This is a genomic window from Sagittula sp. SSi028, assembly GCF_048553715.1.
Lineage (GTDB): Bacteria > Pseudomonadota > Alphaproteobacteria > Rhodobacterales > Rhodobacteraceae > Sagittula.
This window is the reverse complement of the sequence record NZ_JBLZNC010000005.1, coordinates 152,743-175,933: the sequence shown is the minus strand read 5'-3', so window position 1 is coordinate 175,933 and position 23,191 is coordinate 152,743. Positions and strand designations below refer to the sequence as shown.

Here is a 23,191-nt window from a genome sequence, read left to right as displayed (position 1 = left end):
CGATCAGTTCAAGGCTCAATAGATGCTGATGGCACATATCCCGCCCGCAGCACATCCACCATTGGCTTTGGGGTCAGCACCTGCACTTGATTGCCGATGCCTCCTGCGGGCCTGTACCCCGTGAACGACCAACGCCAGACCGCACCTTGGTGGCGCAGATAAGGCCGGCCCTCCACCGCGACCATCACCCCATCGGGCAGGTCGGACAAGCTGGCGTCAAAGGTCACCTTGGCGCCATTGCGGATCCGCGCCGCGTGCAGGCTGCGGTCGATCCATTGCGGGACAGGCCGGTCATCGGGTGGTGGCCCATGCACATCGCACCAAAGCTGTCTGAAGGCGCGGTAGCGGGCGCGCTGACATTCGCCACAGGGACGATGCCCCGCCGCCAGCGCCGTCGCCTCGTCATGAAAGAACAGTTCGGTATAGCTGCCTTGGGACATCACCGCGCGCCGCCGCCCCTTGAACGACAGCACACAGGCGACCCAGTTCTGATGGGCGTGGCTGCGCAGAATGCGCCCCTGCGCATCGTGCAAAATACCACGGTTGCCCATCATCGTGCCACGGGCCGGGTTGCCCTGTATCACCCCGAATGGGTCAACACGATTTTGGCGGCCCATGGTGCCCCTCGCCTGTCGTTACAGCAGATGGCCGGATTTCGCGGCCTTCACCGCCAGATAGCGCTCGTTATGCTCTGACAGCCCAACCTTGAGCGGCACCCGCTCTGTCACCTCGATCCCGCAGGCCGACATCATGGCGATCTTGGCGGGGTTGTTGGTCAGCAGACGCACGCTTTTGAAACCGAGGTTTCCCAGCATCTGCGCCCCAAGGCGGAAATCTCGCTCGTCATCCTCGAACCCCAGCCGGTGGTTCGCCTCGACGGTGTCAAACCCCTGATCCTGCAGCGCATAGGCGCGCATCTTATTGGCCAGACCAATCCCGCGCCCTTCTTGTTGCAGATACAACAGCACGCCTTCGCCTTGGTCGCCCATTTGCGCCAGCGCCGCGTCAAGCTGTGGACCGCAGTCGCATTTCAGCGATCCGATCACATCGCCGGTGAAACAGGCCGAATGCAGACGCGCCAGAACAGGTTTGCTACGATCAGGGCGGCCGATTTCTATGGCGTAATGTTCCTCGGTCCCGTCGCCGGGGCGGAAGATATGCAGCCTTGCGTTTTCAGCAGCCCGCAGCGGGACCCGCGCAGACACCACATGCCCCAAGGCATGCAGGCCGGACATCAGCGGACCGGCGGCCACCGCGTCCAGCTCTGTCAGTAACTCGGAAGCAGCGTAATCTGCGGGGACCGGCACCAGAAGGGCCGCAGGTAACAGACGCGCCGCCTTGCACAGCGCAATACCGACGCGGTGGAGCACCGCGTTCCCCTCGCGCCGCGTGACCAAGGGTCCTTTCATCGGGCGGGCAAGATCCTCGGACGGGTCGGCCACCCCTTCGATCCAGCGGCGGTCCGCATCCCGAGGCACAACGATCCGCGCAAGATCCCCGTCATAGGGCCGCGCCTTGAGCGTCTCGGCCCGCCGGTCGGTCACCGCCATGTCCAGCGCGCCCATCTGCTGCATCTCGCGCAGGCGATCCGATGACAGCGTTTCCGCGGCCGCGACCAGAACAGCGCCCGTGGCCCCGCGCAGCACAACCGGCACGCCCAGCCGCAAATCCCCACGGGCGCGTGCCAGCAATTCGTTCAGATCCGGCCCCATGGCTTGACACTCCACGTTACAAAAGTCGCTTTTTTCTGTAACAAAGGCCGTTCCCGGACACGAGACCGTGAACGCTTTGCCACATTCCTTGTCAGCTCCACTGCTTGCCGCCATCTGCCCTGAAAGGCAACAACGGGAACCGAGAAATGGCGCAACTGCGAAACATCCTGCTGGTCGATGACGACGAAGATCTGCGCGAGGCGCTAGCCGAGCAATTGATCATGACCGAAGACTTCGAGGTGTTCGAAGCAGACAGCGCTGCCACCGCTATGGCACGGGTCAAGGAACAGATCTACGACCTGATCATCCTCGACGTGGGCCTGCCTGACACAGATGGCCGCGAGCTGTGCCGCCTGATGCGCAAACAGGGTATCAAGGCACCGATCCTGATGCTGACCGGGCATGACAGCGACGCTGACACCATTCTGGGTCTCGACGCGGGGGCCAATGATTACGTGACGAAGCCGTTTAAGTTTCCGGTCCTGCTGGCACGCATCCGCGCCCAGCTGCGCCAGCATGAACAATCCGAAGACGCCGTGTTCACCGTCGGCCCCTATACGTTCAAGCCGTCAATGAAAACGCTTGAGACAGAAGACAATCGCAAGATCCGTCTGACCGAGAAAGAGACCAACATCTTGAAGTTTCTGTATCGGTCCACCGACGGTGTGGTGCCGCGTGACACACTGCTGCACGAGGTCTGGGGCTACAACGCGGGCGTGACAACCCATACGCTGGAAACCCACATCTATCGCCTGCGCCAGAAGATCGAACCCGATCCGTCGAACGCCCGTTTGCTGGTGACAGAAAGCGGCGGATACCGCTTGGTGTCGTAACGCGCGCTCCCGCGTATCGCGGTGTTTCGTAAAAATTCCTGACGATTGCAATTTTCAAAGGAACCCTTTTGCGGAAACCGCGTTTGACAGATGACACGCTGACAGATTAGCAGCGTCGAGAGTTCCCGTCGCATATGCGGGTGATCATATGCACCCTCCCTGTTGGACCTGGCCCGGGCGTTTGCCCGGGTCTTTTTTTGCTCTGCGGGCAGCGCGGCCTGCGCCCGCGCGTTCAGGTATTTTGACCAAGAAAAAGCATAAGGTTGGGAGATTATCGGGCGTCGAGGTAAAAACGCACGGCATCTTGGACATGGCGGAAACGGTCACCGCCCAGATGTTTGCCGCCATACCACCTCGTGACGACAACGATTTCGTTTTCCAGCCCTTCGCGTTCCAGCATGCGCAAGATGACCATGCCCGCGCCGCTTTCGCCATCGTCGTTCTTGATTGGCGTTCCAGACGCGATACAGGCCCATGTATTGTGGGTGGCTTTGGCGAATTTTTTGCGGCGGGTCAGTTCCTTGAGGAATGCGGCTGCATCTTCTGAATTGGCACAGGGCCCGCCTGAGACGGCGTAGCGCGATCCGCGATCAGAGATGATATTTTCCAGAACGATCATATGGCGGTCTTAGCGCAGAGGCGCGCCATGGGAAAGCAAGGCTCTGACGCATGCGCCAGAGCCCGCAGCTGCCGCGTGCCGTGAGTAGGTACGAGGTTTGCGACCGCTTGTGTGAAAATGGCCGATGATGGCGCGGGGCACATGGTTAATTTTTATAATTACTTCCCCGAACCAAAACGGGCGACCCGAAGGGCCGCCCGTTGTAAGTTTGCAGATGAACAGCGGCTTATTCGGCCTGCTCTTCTTCTTTGGTGATTTCGGTGCCGGTTTCCTGATCGACCATTTTCATGGCGAGGCGGACCTTGCCGCGATCGTCGAAGCCCAGCAGTTTCACGAACACTTCCTGACCTTCTTTGAGAACGTCGGAGGGGTGGTTCAGGCGGCGGTTTTCGATCTGGCTGACGTGAACGAGACCGTCACGCTTGCCGAAGAAGTTCACGAAAGCGCCGAAATCGACGATTTTCACGACTTTGCCTTTGTAGATGGCACCCTCTTCCGGCTCTGCGACGATCGAGTAGATCATGTCGTAGGCCTTCTGGATGGACGCACCATCGGGGGAGGCGATCTTGATCACGCCGTCGTCGTTGATGTCGACCTTTGCGCCCGAGGTTTCCACGATCTCGCGGATGACCTTGCCACCGGAGCCGATCACTTCGCGGATCTTGTCGGTGGGGATGTTCATCGTCTCGATGCGCGGTGCGTGCTCGGAGAAGGAGCCCGCCTCGGAGATGGCTTTGGACATCTCGCCAAGGATGTGCAGACGGCCCGCTTTGGCCTGTGCCAGTGCGGTCTGCATGATCTCGGGCGTGATGCCTGCGACCTTGATGTCCATCTGCAGCGAGGTGATGCCGTTCTCGGTGCCTGCTACTTTGAAGTCCATGTCGCCGAGGTGATCCTCGTCGCCGAGGATGTCGGTCAGGATGCCGTAGGCGCCGTCATCTTCGAGAACGAGACCCATGGCCACACCGGCCACCGGGGATTTCAGCGGAACGCCTGCATCCATCATCGACAGCGAGCCACCACAGACGGACGCCATCGAGGACGAGCCGTTGGATTCGGTGATCTCGGACACCAGACGGATGGTGTAGGGGAAATCGGTCGCGGACGGCAGAACCGCCTGCAGCGCGCGCCATGCCAGCTTGCCGTGGCCGATTTCGCGGCGGCCCGGAGAGCCCACACGACCCACTTCACCAACCGAATAGGGAGGGAAGTTGTAGTGCAGCAGGAAGTTGGATTTGAAATTGCCGTGCAGCGCGTCGATGAACTGTTCGTCGTCGCCGGTGCCCAGAGTGGTCACAACCAGCGCCTGCGTTTCACCACGGGTGAACAGGGCGGAGCCGTGGGTGCGCGGCAGGACGCCGGTCTCGGACACGATGGCGCGGACCTGATCAAGATCACGACCGTCGATGCGGCGCTTGTTCTTGACCACATCCGAACGCAGCACGTTGGATTCCAGCTTTTTCAGCGCGGAGCCGAGGTTGGCATCGGCGAGCTGCTCTTCGCTGAGCGCGGCCTTGATGTCTTCTTTGGCAGCGGCAACAGCGGCGACGCGCTCTTGCTTGTCAGAGATGGCATAGGCGGTTTTCATCTTTTCCTCGCCCGCGGCCTGAACAGCTGCGAAGAGGTCAGAGTAGTCGGGCGCCACGAAGTCGAACGGCTCTTTGGCGCATTCTTCGGCCAGTTCGATGATCAGGTCGTTGACCGGCTGGATCTGCTCGTGTGCGAACATCACCGCGCCCAGCATTTCCTCTTCGGTCAGCTCGTAGGCTTCGGATTCGACCATCATCACGGCGTCTTTGGTGCCGGCGACGACAAGGTCCAGACGCTGCTCGGGGTTGTTGCGCAGATCCTGCATGTCATCGACAGTCGGGTTCAACACGTAAGAGCCGTCTTCAAAGCCCACGCGGCACCCGGCGATCGGGCCACGGAAGGGCGCGCCGGAGATGGTCAGCGCGGCGGAGGCTGCGATCATCGCAACGATATCGGGGTCGTTGACCAGATCGTGGCTCAGCACGGTGCACATGACCAGAACTTCGTTTTTGAAGCCGGGCACAAACAGCGGGCGGATCGGACGGTCGATCAGACGCGCGGTCAGCGTCTCTTTTTCGGTCGGGCGCGCCTCGCGCTTGAAGAAACCGCCGGGGATCTTGCCGGCAGCGTAGTATTTTTCCTGATAGTGAACGGTGAGCGGAAAGAAGTCCTGGCCCTCTTTCTGGCTCTTGGCAAAGGTCACGTTTGCCATGACGCTCGTTTCGCCCAGAGTGGCGATCACGGTACCGTCAGCCTGGCGCGCAACCTTGCCGGTTTCCAGCGTCAGCGTCTCTTCGCCCCACTGGAGTGTCTTTTTCACTTCGTTAAACATCTAGCGTATCCTGTCTGGAGGCACTCCCGAGCCCTCTCGGGTCCTCCGTTTGAATGGCGGCCCCATTGCCGCCGACCCCTCTTATCGTTTCATGCGCCGGGGTCCGTGCGTCACGTCTCAGATGACACGCGCCATAACCTGTTTTCGGGTGAAACGCAAAGCGATCTTGTCGTCTGAACCGGTTTGCGCAACAAAAGATCCACAGCAGGAGCATCACATGACGCCGCAGGTCTATCTTCACATGGGGGCCCATCGCACCGGGTCCAGCAGTTTCCAGATGTGTTTGGGGCAAAACGCCGCCGCGCTGCGCGATGCGGGTTTTGACGTGCTCTACCCCGGTCGTGACGGTGCGGACGGGGGCAACCTGCGGCTGCGGCTGCCTGCCCCAAGAGACAGTGTTGAAAACGAAGGCGCCATTGTCGAGCGGGCGCAGGCCCGTATGACGGCGCAGCTGACAGGAAAACCCAAGGTCATCTTGTCCGAGGAAAACCTGCCCGGCCTGATGATGGGGCTGTTCAAGGGCCAGTTCTACGCGGATGCGGAAAAGCGGCTGACCCAGTTGCACGGCATCCTTCCCGGGCCGGTCAAACACCTGCTGTTCCTCGTCCGCCCCTACGACAGTTTCTACGCCTCGGCCTGGCGGCTGCGCGCGCAAGACAGGCGGATGGATCCCTTCGACACGGTGCGCCACAGGTTCCTTGCCATCGACCAGGGGTGGCATGATCTGGTGGCCACGATCAAAGACACGCTCAAACCCGAGCAGATGACCGTGCTTGATTTCAGGCACCGCCCGTCCAGCCCTGACCTCCTCCGCCTGCTGGTACCGGAGCTCGACATCCCGCTGCAAGAGATCGAAGCGCGGGTCAACACCAGCCCCAGCGACGCCGCCATTCTGGAATGTCAGGAACGCATGAAGGCAGGCGAAACCATAACCCCGAAAAAACTGGCACGTATTGCTGGCAAACACGCGGGCAAGAAACGGCAATTCGGTTTCTCGACCGTCGAAGCCGCGCATTTGACGGGGCTGTATGACCAGCATCTGGCCAAGATCGAACAGATGGCGGGCGTAACATTGGTCAAGGACAGGCTTGTGTCCGCCTGATCCGCCTAGGATCGCGACAAAAGAAAACGCCCGCTTCCAGACAGAAGCGGGCGTTTCTTGTCCCTCGAACGCGTAACGCGCCCGATAGTCTTAGCGACGGATGCCGAGACGCTTGATCAGGTCTTGGTAACGCGCTTCTTCCTTACCCTTCAGGTAGTCCAGCAGCTTACGACGCTGAGCAACCAGCTTGAGCAGACCACGACGGGAGTGGTTGTCCTTCTTGTGGGTCTTGAAGTGCTCGGTCAGGGTGGTGATGCGAGACGTCAGGATCGCGATCTGAACCTCGGGGGAGCCAGTGTCACCCTCCTTGGTTGCGAATTCCTTCATCAGGCGGTTTTTTTCTTCTACTGTGATCGACATCGGGGTCTCCTTTAATCAAAGGGTTATGGCGCAAGCCGGGATGTCGTCCAGCAAGGCCCGTGGAGAAGCAGGCCAAGCGGCCCGCGCGGATGCGGTCGCTTACGCGATTCTACGTCGAAAGCAAAGATAAAAACGCTTCTCCGGCCGCTCAACTGCGGAACAGCGCGTCGGCGAGGCTTTCGCCCACCAGCACCATGGCCTGTGGATCGGGCAGGTCGAGGGTCGGCATCTCGGCCAGAACCTGACCATCCAGCACGATTTCCGACATCTCCGGATCATTGGCAGAGGCGCGGGTCGTCAGCTCGGGGTCGGCCTCTGCGTCGCTGTCATCATAGACGATCACAAGCTGGTCCTCGGTGCTGTCGAAATCGGCCAGCGCCGCGCCCTGCCCTGTGATCCAGTGACCCAGAACCATCATATCCGCCCCGGCCCCGCCATGCAGCACGTCCTCGGACCCTGCGAGCAAACTGTCGTCCCCGTCGCCACCGTTCAGGTAATCCGCGCCGTCCATATCCGCGCCAAAGACATTTGGCGCGACACCGACCACCAGATCATCGCCCCAGCCTCCGAACAGGGTGTCCTCCCCCTCGCCACCGATCAGCGTGTCCGCCCCTTCGCGGCCGTGCAGCGCATCATCGCCAGTACCGCCGCGCAGCATGTCGCCGCCAAGGCCCCCATCGGCCACATCCGCGCCTGCGCCACCGTCCAAAATATCTGCGCCGTCATGACCAAACAGCGCGTCATCGCCCGCGCCGCCGGACAGGCGGTCATTGCCCGCCTCGCCATGCAGCGTATCGGCCCCTGCCCCGCCATCCAGTTGATCCGCACCGCCGAAGCCGTGCATCAGGTCGTCACCGCCCAAACCGATCAGGCGATCAGCGCCCTCTGCCCCGTCCAGAAGATCGGTATCAGAGCCGCCGGATTGCATGGCATCGACGGGCAGATCCGGGTCTGCCCCATCCACATTGATCAGCCCCAAACGGGCAAACAATGTCCCGCCTTCAGGGGCTTCCGCCGCAACTGGATCGGTCGGTTCTGCCACAGGGTCCACAGACGACGCCGCCTCCTCCGGCAGAACGACGTCCTGCACCGCCGGTGCGACGCCTTCATCCTCGATATATTCATCATCGTCGGACACGCTCGTGCTGGCGATCACAACCGACCCCAGTGCCATCATGCCTAAAACGCCCGCCAGAAAGAACATCCGATCCACCCCTGAACACAATGGTAAGGATGATCACAGATCACCCGAGTCGCGACAACGAAATATCGGTAAACAGGTTAAGGAACCTTCTGCGCCGCAGCGTAGCGGTCCTCGGGCAACCAAGGGCGCGGGGCAACATCATACGACACATACAGCGGATGGCGTGGATGCCCGTCCCGCGTCAGCCCCAGATGGCGCACATCCCCCTGCAGCTCTGCCGCGACCCGCAAGCCCTGACCCTTCAACGCCCCATGCACGCCCCAAGCGGCCAGAACCATCGAAACCTGTTGCGACCATTCTACCAGCAGGCCCGCGTTCTCCGGCCCTTCCGGCTGTGCCGCCTTTCGCAAATCGCGCGGGTCGGTGGCGCGCCACGCAAAAAGGTTGGCAATCCGCATGCCCCCAAAGCCCAGCCGCACAGCGCGCCGCTGACAGCGTTCAATCGTTGGATCGTTGGCCAGTTCCGTCGCAGTCGAGGGGTTGAGCATGACGTACAAAAGCTCATCACCTGCGCCCCACACCCGCCGCAGGCCGTAGCGGTAGTGCTCGCACGGGGAGTAATAGGCCCAGCTTTGGGTGCCACTGTCTTCTGCGCGCCGTTCGATCATCGCCGCACCTTGGCCCCCGCCACAGGCAGGTGCAAGCCCCGCAGGTGATTGACTTTGGTCAGAATGTCGCGTTGCGTGCGCGCAACCAAGGATCGAGGCCACCATGAACATTGACATGATCACCGCCGCTGCGGACCGCCTGCACGGCACAGCACGCGTCACCCCCTTGCTGTCCTCCCCGGCGCTGGATGCGTTGGCCGGCAGGCGCGTTCTGGTGAAGCCCGAATGTCTGCAACGCACCGGCAGTTTCAAGTTTCGCGGCGCCTACAACGCCTTGGCCGCCATGCCCGCTGAAAAAAGGGCGAAGGGCGTTCTTGCCTACAGTTCGGGCAACCATGCGCAGGGGATCGCCCACAGCGCGCAGCTGTTTGGCGTGCCCGCGGTGATTATCATGCCCGCCGACGCGCCACAGCTAAAGATCGAAGGGACGCGCAGCTACGGTGCCGAGGTTGTTTTGTACGACCGTGGCCGCGAAAGCCGCGAGGAGATCGGGGACCGGCTGGCCAAGGAGCGCGGCCTGACATTGGTGAAACCCTATGATGAGCCGCAGGTCATCGCCGGTCAGGGCACCTGCGGGCTGGAGATCGCGGATCAAGCGCAAGCCATGGGCGTCACCGAGGCCGAAGTGCTGGTCTGCTGCGGTGGCGGTGGGCTGACGGCAGGGATTGCCTTGGCGCTGCAGGACCGCGCCCCCGGTTTCACGCCCCGTCCGGTCGAACCCATAGGCTATGACGACACCGCGCGGTCGCTGAAATCGGGCCAGCGCGAGCGCAACACCAGCGAAGCCGGCGGCTTATGCGACGCCATTCTACCCCCCACGCCGGGCGAATTGACGTTCCCGATCCTGCAGACGCTTTGCGGCAGCGGGATCACGGTCACCGATCATGACGCGATGCGCGCCATGGCTTTGGCGTTTCAACATCTGAAGGTGGTGGCAGAACCCGGCGGAGCGGTGGCACTTGCAGGGGCGCTGTTTGATCCCACGATCCAGTCGGACACGGTGATCTGCACCATCTCCGGCGGCAATGTGGACCCGCAGATTTTCGCACAGGCCCTGACACGGATGTAGGGTCAGGGCTCGAGCCGGCGCGCCTCGTCCACCAGCATGACCGGAATGCCGTCGCGGATCGGGAAGGCAAGGTTTGCCGCCTTGCTGACCAATTCCTCACGCTCGGCGTCATAATCCAGAACGTCGTGGCTGACGGGACAGATCAGCGCTTCGAGCATGCGGCGGTCAAATTCCGGTTCGGTCATTGCATTATGTCTCCTTCACCGCCGCGTAGGGCGTATTCGATCAATGTCACCAGCGTTTCCCGACGGGTCGACAGGCTGGGGGCCTCTAGCAGAGCCTGCTTATCCTCGGGGCTGAAGTCCATCAACATGGCCAGCGAATTGATCAGCAACTCGTCATCTGCCTCGCGCATGGTCTCCCAATCCGCTGACAGATCGCGCGCTGTAAAATACCGGTCCAAAAGCCGCATCAAACTGTCGCGGTCAAAATCACTGTCCCGCTCGGCAGATCCCTGATCCCGCTCGAACCCTGTCCAGTCGACGCGGAATTTGCGGTAGGGGTGAAAGCCGTCGATCTCTCCGGTGGTGCGGAACCGCGAGATCCCCGTAAGGGTAATCATATACCGCCCGTCCTCGGTTTCCGAAAACTGCGTGATGCGACCGGCACAACCAATACGGTGCACCGGCGGGATGTCAGCGTCACCGGCGTTGCGTGCTGGCTGTGGCTGAATCATTCCGATCAGACGGCTTTCCGTCTTCAGGCAATCGTCGAGCATCTGCAAATAGCGCGGCTCGAAGATATGCAGGGGCAACCGCGCCCGGGGCAGCAAAAGCGCGCCGGGCAACGGGAATACAGGAAGGGTCTGGGGCAAGTCGCTGATGCGTGTCATGACCCGCTACCTAGACCGCTGGACCGATTAGACAAATATCATCGACGTCAATTTGCGACGTCCGTTCAACACCACGGGATCATTGGGTTTCAGCGCGTCGAAAATGGTAAACAACTGCGCCTTGGCGGCACCGTCGTTCCATTCGCGATCCCGGCGGAACAGCTCCAGCAGCTGGTCTACCGCAGCCTCTGCATCACCATTGGCGTGCAGCGCCTGCGCCAGATCGTAGCGCGCCTGATGATCGTCGGGGTTTGCTTCGACCTGTGCGGTCAGCTCGGCCACGGGTCCTGCGTTGGACGCCTGCTTTGCAAGCTCCAGTTGCGCGTGCGCCGCTTCCAGTTCTGCCGCGGCGGAAATCTCGGCAGGTGCGCCGTTCAGGACTGCCTCGGCCTGATCCAGATCACCGGCGGCGATATGACATTTGACCATCCCGGCATAGGCACGGGCGTTTTTGTCATCCTCGCCCAGAACGGCGGCGTAGATCTCGGCCGCATCGGTGGCCGCGCCCTGTTCCAGCATCTCGTCCGCAGTGTCCAGCGCCTCGTCCAGACCGCCGGAGGCATCACCGCCCGCCGCCTGCACCACCCGCTCCACAAAGGCTTTCAGCTCGGATTCGGGCAAAGCACCTTGGAACCCGTCCACAGGCTGCCCCTTGAAAAAGGCATAGACCGTCGGGATCGACTGGATGCGCAGCTGGCCTGCGATCATCTGGGCCTCATCCACGTTGACCTTGACCATGCGCACCGCGCCGCGCGCCTCGGTCACGACCTTTTCCAGCGCCGGACCAAGCGTCTTGCACGGGCCGCACCACGGCGCCCAGAAATCGACGATGATCGGCGTCTCCTGCGAGGCATCGACCACTTCGGCCATAAAGTCCGCTTCGGTGATGTCCTTGACCAGATCGCCCGGCTGTCCGCCCTGCGGCTGTAGGTTGAGGTCCATGATCTTTCCCCTTTGGGCTTTTGCGCATTTGCCCGATTAGATGGCGCAGCCCCCCTCGGGATGCAAGGGGAGCGCGCCGCAGGCCTGCGTGGTTTTACAGATCGAAGCTGGCAAAGACCGGCGCGTGGTCCGAGGGCTGCTCCCATCCGCGCGCATCGCGCAGGACACGCGACCCATGCCCCGCCGCCGCAATGTCAGAGGTCGCCCAGACATGGTCCAGACGCCGCCCCTTGTCCGCCGCCGACCAGTCGCGCGCACGGTAAGACCACCACGAATACAGCTTGCCTTCGGGGACGTCCTGCCGTGTCACATCCACCCATTGGCCCGCCTCCATCACAGCATTCAGCGCGTCAACCTCCACCGGGGTGTGGGACACGATCTTGAGCAGTTTCTTGTGATCCCAGACATCGTCCTCGCGCGGGGCGATGTTCAGATCCCCCACAAGGATCGCCTTCTCGGGACGTTCACTGTGGAACCAGTCGCGCATCTCGGACAGGTAATCGAGCTTCTGGCCAAATTTCTCGTTGATCTCGCGGTCGGGTTTGTCACCGCCCGCAGGGACGTAGAAATTGTGGATCGTCACGCCGTTGTCCAGCTTGGCCGCCACATGGCGCGCGTGGCCCAGACCGGCAAAGTCACGGTCGCCCACATCGGTGATCGGTAGCTTGGACAGGATGGCCACGCCGTTGTAGCCCTTTTGCCCCCGCGCGACCATATGGCCATACCCCAGAGCGGCAAAATCGGCCAAAGGGATCTGGTCGACCGGCGATTTGCATTCCTGCAGACAGATCACATCGGGGGCCTCTTCGCCCATCAGCCGTGCGACCAGACCGGCCCGCAGCCGGACCGAGTTGATGTTCCACGTCGCCAGAGTGAACGCCATGATGTCTCCTTTCGGCCACGAGGCCCGTCTTTAGATAATTTCGTCTTCGTCAAAGAGCGGCTGCCCGTCGAGATGCGCGTCAAAGCCCTCTTCGGCTGCGGCCTCGGCGTGTTTCTTCAGCGCAGGCTCGGCAATGTGGAACAGGGCGTCGCCTTCGTTCACCACCGGCAGGTTCGTGCGCCCCACGACGATCCCGTCCGCCTCGGCCAAGATCTCGGCCTCTTGCTCGCCAAAGGGGTCAGAGACGATGCCCAGCACAGTCCCCGTCTCGACCCAGTCGCCGCAGGCCTTCAACGTGCGCAGCAGCCCGCCCGACGGCGCGCGCACCCAGTAGGATTTCTCGCAAAAGACCGACAGGCCACGCGCCTTTGGCACGCCGCGATGGCCGATCATCCCGAGCCGTTCCATCACACGCAGGATGCCGGACACGCCGGCGCGTGCGGCAAATTCGTCAAACCGCAGCCCCTCGCCCGCCTCGTACAACAGCACATCCACACCGGCGACACCGGCCTCCAGCCGCAAGGACCCCTCGCGCACTTTCGATGTCATGGTCACCGGCGCACCAAAGGCCGCGCCGAGCTCGCGCAGACGCGCGCTGCCCGGCGTCAGGCGGATCTGCGGGAAATTGTCGCGCCCGACGGCGGCGGAATGCAGATCGACGCCCACATCGCAGCGCGCCACCACCTCTGTCATGAACAGATGCGCAAGGCGCGCCGCCAACGATCCCCGCTCATGGCCGGGGAAACAGCGGTTGAGATCACGGCGGTCGGGCAGGTAGCGGCTTTGGTTCAGAAACCCGAAGGAGTTGACGATCGGCACCGCGATCAGCGTGCCTGAAAGACGGCTCACTGGGCCCGCGCGCAGCAAACGACGTACGATTTCAACGCCAATGACCTCGTCGCCGTGGATTGCAGCCGAGACGAACATGACCGGCCCCGGTTTGCGCCCGTGCACCACATGCGCCGACAGCGTCACCGGCGTGTGATCCGACAGGACCGATACGGGCAGATCGACAGTCTTGCGGCTGCCGGGAGCGATGCTCTTCCCCCCGAGAATAAACGGCTCGCGCATGGCTGTTCCCCTGACTGAGCGGGTCAAGCCAGCCCGCCGCGTTTGGGTATAGCGGGGCGGTGGGTGGAGGGGAAGAGTGAGCACCCGGGGATTGGTGCGGTGACAGCTTCGATCTCTCGTTGAATACAGCGCTATCAGGCGACGCTTTGCTATAAAATGACATAACAGTGACAGATCGCAATTATCATTGAGTGAAGTACGCTACTTCCCGAGCAATTTTGAAGCGCAGCATCTTTTGAAGCTTCTTGAGGTCAGATGGCGCGCCAATCTTGTGGATCATGCGATGGCAGGTTGGGCACAAAACCATGAAATCATCCGGTATCGTATAGCGGCGAGTTTCGCCCTCTGCCAAGCCATTCAACGGTGCTGCATGATGAACGTCGAGCGGCGCTTCGTGAGCAGGCCCAGCAAATCCGTAGTCACGTTTGGGATCCAGCCCGCAGCACTCACAGATTGGCGGCTTAGCTTTTAGCACCGCTTTCCGAACCCTGGGCGAACGTTCAATACGGCGGGAAAGGATGTAGCGTCGGGTTTCTTTAATATCCTTTCCCCCAGCCTCTTCCTGCATCACCTCGCTTGGCGTAGTACCGCCTCGATTCACCAAAGCTTCGTAGGCAAGCAGCATTTCGTAGAGATCCTCAGAAAGCTGATCATCCGTGAGGCTACCGGCTTTATAAACTTTCCCAAAAGAATGCCCAGCTTCATAACCAGCAGGAAGCCCAGCCTCTGAGCCGAGATCAATTGCCTCTTCAGAAAAGCGCTTTGCAAACTCTGGAACGCGATCGGCCATATCGCGCGCCCTTCGCTTAAGCACATCACGGCCACGAGACTGTCCGAAATCTTTGTAGATATTAGTGGTCCCTTGATTCATCGAAAGCGTAACTGTCTGCGCGTCCGGATTAATTAGGAAAACAACGTAAAAGCCCGCCGTTGCCGTTTCAGTAATCAAAGGATCGAAAAAAGCGAGCCAAGGTACAGAGGCCCAAACACCTTGGCCAACGCTCGCTTTCACCTTCAGTTCAAATGGCCAAAGCATCAAAACCTTCTTGGCCTCTACAGCGATGTCGTGTCGAACAAATTCACCGAATTTCGAACCGGTGAAGGATTTAGCACGCTCATAAGAGTATTCAGTCGCGAGCCGGGATAAATATTCGGCGAGCATAACAAAGCCTTTTCAGAAATCCGGGTAATTTGGGTAAGCGTTAAATTTTTGAGACCAGCGCGGCAAGTTTTTTCCGGCGGTCCGTAGGGCGGGGTTATACCCCGCCTGCCAATGAAAACGGGCGCCCAAACCGGACGCCCGCAAGATATACGCTGTGCCGCAATCAGCCCGGGTTCTTTGCAAACCGCAGGTAGGGCAACTTGATGTCGAGATCGCCGTATTTCTCGGTTGCGGCGTCGTTGTCCAGCGACAGCGCCACGATCACATCCTGGCCCACTTCCCAGTTGGCGGGCGTGGCCAACGGCTGCTGATAGGTGCGCTGCAGGCCATCGAGCGCGCGCAGCACCTCGGCAAAGTTGCGCCCGACGGACATCGGGTAGGTCATCATCAGCTGCACCTTCTTGTCCGGCGAGACGATGAACACAGACCGCACGGTGGCGCTGTCCGCAGGGGTGCGACCGTCGGGCAGATAGGCGTCCGCAGGCAACATATCCAGCGCTTTGGCAACCTTCAGGTCATTGTCCGCGACAATCGGAAACCCAGCACCGGTGCCTGCGACTTTCTCGATGTCGCCTTTCCAGCCCTTGTGCTCTTCGACGCCATCAACAGAGATCCCCATGACCTTGGTGCCGCGCTTGGCCCATTCGTCGGACAGCTGCGCCACGGCGCCGAATTCGGTGGTGCAAACGGGCGTGTAATCCTTGGGGTGCGAAAAGAAGATCGCCCAATCGTCACCGATCCAATCGTGCAGATCGTATTCGCCAAGGTCTGTCACCACGTGCAGGTTCGGGATCTGGTCGTTGATGCGCAAAGCCATTGTTTGTCCTTTCGATTGACGTGTTTCAATGCCAGTTCAGGCAAAGGGTTCATTGCAATTTTCGCAGCTCAAAGCCTGCTTGCACCGCTTTCGCGGCGGTGACAAGGTGCCGCCAGACACCGGCCTATATGCCGGAAAATGACCTTGTGGGACGGCACGCTGTTCTGGCGCGACCTAACCACTGATCAGGAGGATCGGCAATGCTCGAGAAACGGCAATTCTACATCGATGGCGCTTGGGTAGACCCCAAGGAAGGCCGCGACCACCACGTGATCGACCCCTCCACCGAGGAGCCCTGCGCAGTCATCTCTTTGGGTGGAACCGCCGACACCGAAGCGGCAGTCGCCGCCGCCAAAGCCGCCCTGCCCGGCTGGATGGCCACGCCGCCCGAACAGCGCATCGCCGCGCTGGAGCGCGTGCTGGCGGAATACGAAAAACGCACCGAGGATCTGGCACAGGCCATGTCCACAGAGATGGGCGCCCCCATCGCCATGTCGCGCAGCTCGCAGGCCACGGCAGGCAGCTGGCATTTGGCCAACTTCATCAAAGCGGCCAAAAGCTTTGAGTGGGAAAAGCCGCTGGGCGATCATGCCCCTGACACGCTGATCCGCCACGAGGCTGTCGGCGTCTGCGCCCTGATCACACCGTGGAACTGGCCGATGAACCAGATCACGCTCAAGGTCGGCGCGGCATTGGTGGCGGGCAACACGATGGTTCTCAAACCGTCCGAGGAAAGCCCCATCGACGCGATGATCTTTGCCGAGATCATGGATGCCGCAGGCCTGCCCAAGGGCGTGTTTAACCTTGTGAACGGCGATGGCGCGGGCGTGGGCTCGCAACTGTCCGCGCATAAGGACGTGGATATGGTCAGCTTCACCGGATCGACCCGCGCAGGCACCGCGATTTCCAAGGCGGCAGCCGACACGCTCAAGCGGGTGCATCTGGAACTGGGCGGCAAAGGCGCGAACCTGATCTTTGTCGATGCTGACGACAAGGCGGTCAAGCGCGGCGTGTTGCACATGATGAACAACACCGGCCAGTCGTGCAACGCGCCCTCGCGCATGATGGTCGAGGCCCCGCGCTATGACGCGGTCGTCGAAGAGGCCGCAACCGTGGCGGCAGGCGTCACCGTCGGCCCCGCGTCTGACGATGGCCGCCACATCGGCCCCGTGGTCAACGAATCCCAGTGGAACAAGATCCAAGATCTGATCCAGAAGGGCATCGACGAGGGCGCGCGCGTCGTCGCCGGTGGCGTTGGCCGTCCCGAAGGGTTGAACAAAGGCTTCTTTGTGCGCCCCACGGTCTTTGCCGACGTGACCCCGGACATGACCATCGCCCGCGAGGAGATCTTTGGCCCTGTCCTGTCGATCATGAAATTCGACAGCGAAGAGCAGGCGGTCGAGATGGCAAATGATACGGTCTACGGCCTGACCAACTATGTGCAGTCCTCCGACCCGGAACGCCTGCGTCGCCTGTCGCGTCAACTGCGCTCCGGCATGGTCGAGATGAACGGCCAGTCGCGTGGGGCCGGTGCGCCCTTTGGCGGTATGAAACAGTCCGGCAATGGCCGCGAGGGCGGCGCATGGGGCATCCATGACTTTGTCGAGGTCAAAGCGATCTCGGGCTGGGTCGCGGAATAAACCGCCCACCATAACTCAGATCAGCGGCGCGCCCTCCGGGGGGCGCCGTTTTCGTCTAGAACGGCGCCTTGGCGCGAAAGCTCATGCCTTTGCCGTTTTCGGGGTGGTTCACGCGCAGCTCTTCGGCGTGCAACATCATGCGCGGATATTGATCCGCCGTCTCCGGCGCATAGAGTTCATCGCCAAGGATCGGATGGCCCAGCGCCAACATATGCACCCGAAGCTGGTGACTGCGCCCCGTATGCGGAAACAGCCGCACCCGCGATTCCAGATCCGAGGATTTCAGCACCTTGTATCCGGTCAGCGCCGGTTTGCCCGTGTCATGACAGACCATCTGGCGCGGGCGGTTGGGCCAGTCCACGATCAGCGGCAGCTCCACCTCTCCGGTCTTGGGCTCCAGCCGCCCCGTCACACGAGCCACATAGGTTTTCTTGGTTTTGCGGACCTCGAACTGCTGGCCCAGATGGCGCTGCGCATGGGCGGTCAGCGCAAAAACCATCACGCCAGAGGTATCGCGGTCCAGACGATGCACCAGCCGCACCGTGGGAAAGGCCCGCTCCAGCCGCGACAGCAGGCAATCGGCCAGCTCCGGCCCTTTGCCCGGCACGGACAACAGGCCGGACGGTTTGTCGACGATCAGCAGATCGCTGTCTTCATACAGGACGGGGATATCACCGGAGGGGGGGGCATAGTCACTCATGCCCCGCGCCTACCGCATCTTTGACGCGCTGCAAAGCCTGGAGCTCAGACGATCTCGTGCCCTGCTGCGCGCAACCGGCGGGCAAGCTCTGCGATATGGGCCGGGCCGGTCTCGCAGCAGCCGCCCAGAATCGTCGCGCCGTGATCGATCCATGACATGGCGTGGTCCGCATACCGCTCCGGCCCCAGATCACGGCGCGCGCTCAGCGCATCCACCGTCGGCGCATCCGCAAGAAAGGCCTTCGTAATCTGGGTGAAGGCATTGGCATAAGCCCCAAGCGGCAGCCCAGCAGGCCGCAGGATATCAAGCGCGGCAGGCATCGCCTCGGGGGCCGAGCAGTTGACCAGAACCGCATCCGCCCGCCCGTCCAGCATTGGTAACACATCGGCCAAAGCCTCGCCCGAGCGCAGGCGGCTGCCGTCCTCATCGTCCACAGACAGACCAAGCCAGATCGGCCGGTCGATCTGTTCCCCCGCCTGCAAAGCGGATTCGACGGTCAGCAAGGAGGCGGCCGTTTCAATCAGGATCAGATCGACACGCGGGGCCATCAGGCGCATCTTTTCCGCATAAAGCGGCACAGCCTCAGTCAGGCTTGGGTGTTTGTCGGTCCGGTAGCTTGCGCCCAGCGGGCCGGTGGCCCCCGCGATCCGGCCTGTTCCCGCATGCAGTTGTGCGGCCTCTGCCTCGTCCAGCGCGGCGGTGATCAACGCCTCATAGCGGTCTTCGGCACCGGCAAACGCCAGCCGGTCACGCAAAATGGCATAGGTGTTTGTCGTGGCCACCGTGGCCCCGGCGGCGAAATATTCGGCGTGTATCTGCTGCACCAGACCGGGGCGGTCGATCATCACCTGCGTCGACCACAGCGGCGTCGGCTGGTCCCCGGCACGATGGATCAGCTCTTGCCCCATGCCACCGTCAAGTAACGTAATCTGCATCTGTCCGGGGCTCCTGTGGTGTTGCGTTGCGCGGCGATCTAGCACGGCATCCGCACATCGCAAGCCTTCGTCTCAGAAGGGCAGTGCGGTCGCCCCGAGTGCCAGCCCGTAAAAGATGAAACACCCCGCCAGAACGCGCCGGATGGTGGTATTGGCCACCGCCGACATCGCCCGTCGGCCCAACCAAGCCCCAAGTCCGGTGTACATCGCATAGCTCATGGCCGTGATCGTCAGCGCTGTTGGCACGATGACCCACATCTGCTGGCCGATCGGCACGTCATCCATCACGAATTGCGAAAACGCGGCGAGGTAACCCGCCACGGATTTCGGATTGATCGTGGCGACCATAAAGGCGCGCAGCCAGATCAGCCGCGCCGGCTCCTGTGCGGCAACCTCATTCGCGGCCAATGGCTGTGCCGCCCGTCGCCAATTGCGCAAGCCCAGCCAGATCAGCAAAGCCGCGCCTGCGAGTTTGCCAATGAAAAATGCCGTGGGCGAGGCCGCAATCAGCGCGGTGATGCCCACTGCCGACAGCCCCAGAAACAGCGCCGCCTGACACAAGATCCCAAGCACGCCCCACAAGGCGCGTATAAATCCGTGGGTCATGCCGGTTTGAATACAGTTCGCCGCATTTGGTCCGGGCGATGTTACGAACAGCACCCAGAATGCGGCAAAGACCAACCACGCGTGAAACGTCATGACAGGCGCCCGGACTCGCGGCGTTTAGCGCGCTTCGGCAAAAACATCGTCCAGAATGGCCTGAAGGCGTATGGCGTCTTCCTGCGTGAAGGCCGCCGGATGATCGCTGTCGATATCAAAGACCCCCAACAACGTGCCCGCGGCGTTGCGCACGGGCAAAACCAGTTCGGACTGTGTGCTGCTGGCGCAGGCGATGTGCCCCGGAAAGGCATCAACGTCATCGACCAGCTGCACCTCTTGCGTGCGGGCACAGGCCCCGCAGACGCCACGGGCAAAGGGGATGACCAGACAGCCATGCCCGCCCTGATACGGGCCGATCTTCAAAAGCTCCGGGGCGACCACGCGGTAAAATCCGGTCCAGTGGAAACGCTCATCCGCGTGGTGCACTTCGCAAGCGACGGTGGCCATCAGGGCCACGCTGTCGGTCTCGCCCTCTGTCAGAGCGGCGATGGTTTTGGTCAAGGTATCGTAATCTATGCGCATGTGCCTGTATTGGCACGGCGCGCAGACGGGGACCAGCCCCCACCTGCGCGCGTTGTGCCTACATCCGCTCGATCGCAATGGCGGTGCCCTCCCCACCTCCGATACAGATCGCGGCCACGCCGCGTTTCAGGCCGCGCCGCTCCAGCGCGTTGAGCAATGTCACGATGATCCGCGCGCCCGATGCGCCGATGGGATGTCCCAGCGCGCAGGCCCCGCCGTTTACGTTGATGATGTCACGCGGCACGCCCATCTCGTGCATGAAGGCCATCGGCACCACGGCAAAGGCTTCGTTCACCTCCCACAGGTCCACATCGGACACCGACCAGCTCAGGCGATCCAGCAATTTGCGTGTGGCGGGAACCGGCGCGGTTGGGAAATCCTTTGGCGCCTGTGCATGGGACGCATGGCCAAGGATGCGCGCCCGTGGTGTTGCACCCCGTGCCTCTGCCGCTTCAAGGGTGCTTAGCACCAAGGCCGCGCCACCGTCGCTGATCGACGATGAATTGGCCGCCGTCACAGTGCCGTCTTTCCGAAAGGCCGGTTTCAACGTCGGGATCTTTTCCGGTCGCGCCTTTGCGGGCTGTTCATCGCGGGTGATAACGTCCTCGCCGTGGCGGCGGTGCAGGGTGACAGGACAAATTTCCGCGACAAAGGCGTCAGAGCGCTCTGCCTCCAGAGCGTTCGACAGTGAGGCCAAGGCATACTGATCCTGCGCTTCGCGGGTGAATTGAAATGCCTCGGCGCAATCTTCGGCAAAGGTGCCCATCAGCCGCCCTTTGTCATAGGCGTCCTCCAACCCGTCGAGGAACATGTGATCAACCACCGCGCCGTGGCCGATGCGTGCGCCACCGCGCATCTTGGGTAGAAGGTAAGGGGCTTCGGTCATCGACTCCATGCCGCCCGCGACCATGGTGTCCGCCTGCCCCAAGGCCAGCCTGTCCCACGCCATCATCGCGGCCTTCATCCCCGAGCCGCACATCTTGTTCAGCGTGGTTGCGGGGACCTCTTCGCCCAAACCGGCGGCAAAGCCCGCCTGACGGGCCGGGGCCTGCCCCTGCCCCGCGCCCAAAACGCAGCCCATCAGCACTTCATCCACCTGCGGTTGTTCCGCCTGCGCCAAGGCCGCCCGGATTGCCGCACCGCCCAAGGTCGAAGCCGCCACACCGTCAAAAACCCCCTGAAATCCCCCCATCGGCGTGCGGGCCGCGCCCGTGATAACCACATCTTTCATGATCTCTCTCCCATCTCCTGACACTTGCATACCGAATGGTAAGGAATGGCGTCTAGGGTCTGCGCCAAGCTGAAGGACAAGACCGCCATGCAACTCATCAAACAATCCGATGCGTCGGTCACCGTGATCACAGTGGACGCATCCCGTATCGACGCCGCCATCGCCATCCAGTTCAAGGACATGATGCGCGCGGAGCTCGCAGATGCGCAGGGCCGCCATATCCTGAATCTGGATCGCGTGGATTTTATTGATTCGAGCGGGCTGGGCGCCATCGTTGCCGCGATGAAGCTGATGCCTGCGGAGGAACGACTGGAGCTCGCCGGGTTACGCCCCGCCGTGGACAAGGTTTTTCGCATGACCCGCATGGATTCGATTTTTCAGATCCATCCGACGTTGCAAGTCGCACTGGACGCCTGACCCGTCCCATCGGGGAGACCCTGCATGCACGTTGATCGCACACCGTCCGGTGACATTGTGATCCAGGCACGCTTTGACGGAACTCCCCTCGCGGTGCGGGGTGCCTTGCTGGACCTACGAAAGGTTCTACACGGCACTGCGGCCGAACACTGTCCGCTTTGGGAAATCGTTCTGGCAGAAGCGCTGAACAACGTCGTTGAACACGCCTACCGCGATAGGACCGACGGCCAGATCCGGTTGGACGTGATCCTCAGAGGGCGGAGTTTCCACGTCACGCTCAAGGACACGGGCGCAGAGATGCCCGGGGGATCTGTGCCATCTCATCCAGACCCACAGATCGACAAACTCCCCGAGGGCGGCTTTGGCTGGGGACTGATTCACAAAAGCGTGGAGAATCTGAGCTACCGTCGACATGCTGGCGAAAACATCCTGCGCTTCGATCTTCACTTGGACGCAAATGACCCTGCCTGAGAATGGTCTTTCCCAGGTCGCATTTGCGCCGGATTCCACCAATAGACACGGTCTTGTAGCTGCATATGGCTTCACCTCGGTGTCGGGCGTTATTTGCCCCCACCCAGTGCCCGGCACCGAGGTTACTTCTTTCAGCGCCCCAAATCGGGGCGCTTTTTTGTTTTCCTTACAGCGAAGGAATGCGCGTCTGGCCCGACCCAAACCCGCCAGATTCCATCCCGGAATTGCCCTATTCACTCCCTATTACCGCCCCTCTTGGAAACGATACCTGCGCCTGTAGCTGCATATGGCTTCACCTCGGCACCGGACGTTATCAGCCCCCACCCAGTGTCCGGTGCCGAGGTTCTTTCCCTCCCAGACATAAACAGTTCATTAAGTTTTCCCGCCGCGGTCGCAATTATGCCGCGAACACGATGCAACCTGTGGGTGACAGGATCTTTCGGAGAAAGCAGATGGCGGGACCAATCGCGGCAATTCATCACTACGTCACTTCGGCGCTCGACCTGCGGGGGCGTGCCACGCGGTCGCAATTCTGGTGGTCGATGCTGGCGGTCTTTGCCCTAAGCGGCCTCTGCGCCTATTCTGATGGGCAAAGTCTGTTGAACGATCCCACAGCATTTGGACCGGATCAGATGTGGAAGCTGTCCACGATCTGGCTGTCCTTGCTGACGCTGGTGCCCACATTCACCATCACAATCCGCCGCTTGCATGACACGGGGCGATCCGGCTTTTGGTATCTTATCGTCTTTGTGCCGTTGATTGGCGGGATCTGGATGCTGATTCTGATGCTGACCAAATCGGATCACAGCAATCGCTGGGGGCCCGCGCCCGGTGTCGATCTGCGCCCCTTGCACGAGCCACAGCAACAAGCCCGCACATCTAAGAACGGTCGAAAATCCTCTCCCTGGGACAGCTACGCCGCGCTCGAACAAGCGGACCAAAGCATCACGCCCGAAGCACAGGCCGCCCGTAAGGCAGAGATCAGCGACTATTACCGCCGCCACATCCTGAAACAGCCCGCCTGATCCGACGGGCCGTC

The 23,191-nt window shown here is 61.5% G+C and carries 26 protein-coding genes; 7 read left to right on the top strand and 19 right to left on the bottom strand.

Translation table 11 applies throughout. From position 1 onward, the window contains the following. Positions 1 to 8: 8 nt before the first annotated feature. A complete protein-coding gene (locus tag ACN5AZ_RS11505; RefSeq protein ID WP_419429028.1) occupies positions 9 to 617 on the bottom strand; it encodes a hypothetical protein in 609 nt (202 codons plus the stop codon). A gap of 18 nt (positions 618 to 635) precedes the next feature. Then, a complete protein-coding gene (gene ribA / locus ACN5AZ_RS11500; RefSeq protein WP_419429027.1) occupies positions 636 to 1,712 on the bottom strand; it encodes a GTP cyclohydrolase II in 1,077 nt (358 codons plus the stop codon). A gap of 146 nt (positions 1,713 to 1,858) precedes the next feature. On the opposite strand from ribA, the gene ACN5AZ_RS11495 reads away from it, so the two are divergent. After that, on the top strand, positions 1,859 to 2,545 hold the full coding sequence (locus tag ACN5AZ_RS11495; RefSeq protein ID WP_419429026.1) for a response regulator transcription factor: 687 nt from the start codon (positions 1,859 to 1,861) through the stop codon (positions 2,543 to 2,545). Between the two features lie 271 nt (positions 2,546 to 2,816). On the opposite strand, the gene ACN5AZ_RS11490 is transcribed toward ACN5AZ_RS11495, so the two are convergent. Beyond that, positions 2,817 to 3,164, bottom strand: coding sequence for a YigZ family protein (locus ACN5AZ_RS11490; protein WP_419429025.1), 348 nt, complete (start codon positions 3,162 to 3,164; stop codon positions 2,817 to 2,819). A 226-nt stretch (positions 3,165 to 3,390) separates the two neighbouring features. Further along, a complete protein-coding gene (gene pnp, locus ACN5AZ_RS11485) occupies positions 3,391 to 5,526 on the bottom strand; it encodes a polyribonucleotide nucleotidyltransferase (RefSeq protein ID WP_419429024.1) in 2,136 nt (711 codons plus the stop codon). Positions 5,527 to 5,743: 217 nt separating this feature from the next. On the opposite strand from pnp, the gene ACN5AZ_RS11480 reads away from it, so the two are divergent. Then, the gene (locus ACN5AZ_RS11480) at positions 5,744 to 6,628 is read left to right on the top strand and encodes a hypothetical protein (protein ID WP_419429023.1); all 885 of its coding nucleotides are present in this window, start codon (positions 5,744 to 5,746) and stop codon (positions 6,626 to 6,628) included. 90 nt (positions 6,629 to 6,718) lie between these two features. Here the strand turns inward: ACN5AZ_RS11480 and rpsO are convergent, their stop codons facing one another. The 3 genes from rpsO to ACN5AZ_RS11465 form a co-directional block, all read right to left on the bottom strand. Further along, a complete protein-coding gene (gene rpsO / locus ACN5AZ_RS11475) occupies positions 6,719 to 6,988 on the bottom strand; it encodes a 30S ribosomal protein S15 (RefSeq protein ID WP_419429022.1) in 270 nt (89 codons plus the stop codon). A gap of 148 nt (positions 6,989 to 7,136) precedes the next feature. Continuing rightward, the gene (locus ACN5AZ_RS11470; protein ID WP_419429021.1) at positions 7,137 to 8,192 is read right to left on the bottom strand and encodes a calcium-binding protein; all 1,056 of its coding nucleotides are present in this window, start codon (positions 8,190 to 8,192) and stop codon (positions 7,137 to 7,139) included. A 77-nt stretch (positions 8,193 to 8,269) separates the two neighbouring features. After that, entirely contained in the window at positions 8,270 to 8,800 is a 531-nt protein-coding gene (locus ACN5AZ_RS11465; RefSeq protein ID WP_419429020.1) for a DUF1643 domain-containing protein, read from the bottom strand. Positions 8,801 to 8,903: 103 nt separating this feature from the next. On the opposite strand from ACN5AZ_RS11465, the gene ACN5AZ_RS11460 reads away from it, so the two are divergent. Further along, positions 8,904 to 9,869, top strand: a complete 966-nt coding sequence (locus tag ACN5AZ_RS11460; protein ID WP_419429019.1) for a threonine ammonia-lyase — start codon at positions 8,904 to 8,906, stop codon at positions 9,867 to 9,869. A gap of 2 nt (positions 9,870 to 9,871) precedes the next feature. Here the strand turns inward: ACN5AZ_RS11460 and ACN5AZ_RS11455 are convergent, their stop codons facing one another. The 7 genes from ACN5AZ_RS11455 to ACN5AZ_RS11425 form a co-directional block, all read right to left on the bottom strand. Continuing rightward, a complete protein-coding gene (locus tag ACN5AZ_RS11455) occupies positions 9,872 to 10,054 on the bottom strand; it encodes a Trm112 family protein (protein ID WP_419429018.1) in 183 nt (60 codons plus the stop codon). After that, positions 10,051 to 10,701, bottom strand: coding sequence for an LON peptidase substrate-binding domain-containing protein (locus tag ACN5AZ_RS11450; protein ID WP_419429017.1), 651 nt, complete (start codon positions 10,699 to 10,701; stop codon positions 10,051 to 10,053). The genes ACN5AZ_RS11455 and ACN5AZ_RS11450 overlap by 4 nt, the downstream gene beginning before the upstream one ends. Positions 10,702 to 10,728: 27 nt before the next feature. Continuing rightward, the gene (trxA, locus tag ACN5AZ_RS11445; protein WP_419429016.1) at positions 10,729 to 11,643 is read right to left on the bottom strand and encodes a thioredoxin; all 915 of its coding nucleotides are present in this window, start codon (positions 11,641 to 11,643) and stop codon (positions 10,729 to 10,731) included. A 94-nt stretch (positions 11,644 to 11,737) separates the two neighbouring features. Next, positions 11,738 to 12,526 carry an exodeoxyribonuclease III gene (locus tag ACN5AZ_RS11440; protein WP_419429015.1) on the bottom strand — a complete coding sequence of 263 codons (789 nt, stop codon included), beginning with the start codon at positions 12,524 to 12,526 and terminating at the stop codon, positions 11,738 to 11,740. 30 nt (positions 12,527 to 12,556) lie between these two features. Next, on the bottom strand, positions 12,557 to 13,597 hold the full coding sequence (locus ACN5AZ_RS11435) for a succinylglutamate desuccinylase/aspartoacylase family protein (RefSeq protein ID WP_419429014.1): 1,041 nt from the start codon (positions 13,595 to 13,597) through the stop codon (positions 12,557 to 12,559). 184 nt (positions 13,598 to 13,781) lie between these two features. Beyond that, positions 13,782 to 14,759: an MrcB family domain-containing protein gene (locus tag ACN5AZ_RS11430; RefSeq protein WP_419429013.1), complete on the bottom strand. Its 978-nt coding sequence runs from the start codon at positions 14,757 to 14,759 to the stop codon at positions 13,782 to 13,784. A gap of 163 nt (positions 14,760 to 14,922) precedes the next feature. Further along, complete coding sequence (locus tag ACN5AZ_RS11425; RefSeq protein ID WP_419429012.1) at positions 14,923 to 15,576, bottom strand: peroxiredoxin; 654 nt, start codon at positions 15,574 to 15,576, stop codon at positions 14,923 to 14,925. Between the two features lie 200 nt (positions 15,577 to 15,776). Here ACN5AZ_RS11425 and ACN5AZ_RS11420 point away from each other — a divergent pair, with 200 nt between their 5' ends. Beyond that, on the top strand, positions 15,777 to 17,216 hold the full coding sequence (locus ACN5AZ_RS11420; protein ID WP_419429011.1) for an aldehyde dehydrogenase family protein: 1,440 nt from the start codon (positions 15,777 to 15,779) through the stop codon (positions 17,214 to 17,216). 55 nt (positions 17,217 to 17,271) lie between these two features. Here ACN5AZ_RS11420 and ACN5AZ_RS11415 read toward each other — a convergent pair whose 3' ends face one another. From ACN5AZ_RS11415 to ACN5AZ_RS11395, 5 genes are all read right to left on the bottom strand, one after another. Next, entirely contained in the window at positions 17,272 to 17,916 is a 645-nt protein-coding gene (locus ACN5AZ_RS11415; RefSeq protein ID WP_419429010.1) for an RluA family pseudouridine synthase, read from the bottom strand. A gap of 44 nt (positions 17,917 to 17,960) precedes the next feature. Then, positions 17,961 to 18,851: a homocysteine S-methyltransferase family protein gene (locus tag ACN5AZ_RS11410; RefSeq protein ID WP_419429009.1), complete on the bottom strand. Its 891-nt coding sequence runs from the start codon at positions 18,849 to 18,851 to the stop codon at positions 17,961 to 17,963. Between the two features lie 72 nt (positions 18,852 to 18,923). Next, on the bottom strand, positions 18,924 to 19,550 hold the full coding sequence (locus tag ACN5AZ_RS11405; protein WP_419429008.1) for a LysE family translocator: 627 nt from the start codon (positions 19,548 to 19,550) through the stop codon (positions 18,924 to 18,926). A 24-nt stretch (positions 19,551 to 19,574) separates the two neighbouring features. Continuing rightward, on the bottom strand, positions 19,575 to 20,033 hold the full coding sequence (locus ACN5AZ_RS11400; protein ID WP_419429007.1) for a GAF domain-containing protein: 459 nt from the start codon (positions 20,031 to 20,033) through the stop codon (positions 19,575 to 19,577). A 58-nt stretch (positions 20,034 to 20,091) separates the two neighbouring features. Beyond that, on the bottom strand, positions 20,092 to 21,264 hold the full coding sequence (locus ACN5AZ_RS11395) for an acetyl-CoA C-acyltransferase (RefSeq protein WP_419429006.1): 1,173 nt from the start codon (positions 21,262 to 21,264) through the stop codon (positions 20,092 to 20,094). Positions 21,265 to 21,351: 87 nt separating this feature from the next. Between ACN5AZ_RS11395 and ACN5AZ_RS11390 the strand changes: the two genes are divergently transcribed. The 3 genes from ACN5AZ_RS11390 to ACN5AZ_RS11380 all read left to right on the top strand — a co-directional run bounded on the left by ACN5AZ_RS11390 (position 21,352) and on the right by ACN5AZ_RS11380 (position 23,177). Beyond that, entirely contained in the window at positions 21,352 to 21,681 is a 330-nt protein-coding gene (locus tag ACN5AZ_RS11390) for an STAS domain-containing protein (protein WP_419429005.1), read from the top strand. 24 nt (positions 21,682 to 21,705) lie between these two features. Further along, the gene (locus ACN5AZ_RS11385) at positions 21,706 to 22,152 is read left to right on the top strand and encodes an ATP-binding protein (protein ID WP_419429004.1); all 447 of its coding nucleotides are present in this window, start codon (positions 21,706 to 21,708) and stop codon (positions 22,150 to 22,152) included. 452 nt (positions 22,153 to 22,604) lie between these two features. Continuing rightward, entirely contained in the window at positions 22,605 to 23,177 is a 573-nt protein-coding gene (locus tag ACN5AZ_RS11380; protein WP_419429003.1) for a DUF805 domain-containing protein, read from the top strand. Positions 23,178 to 23,191 lie beyond the last annotated feature (14 nt).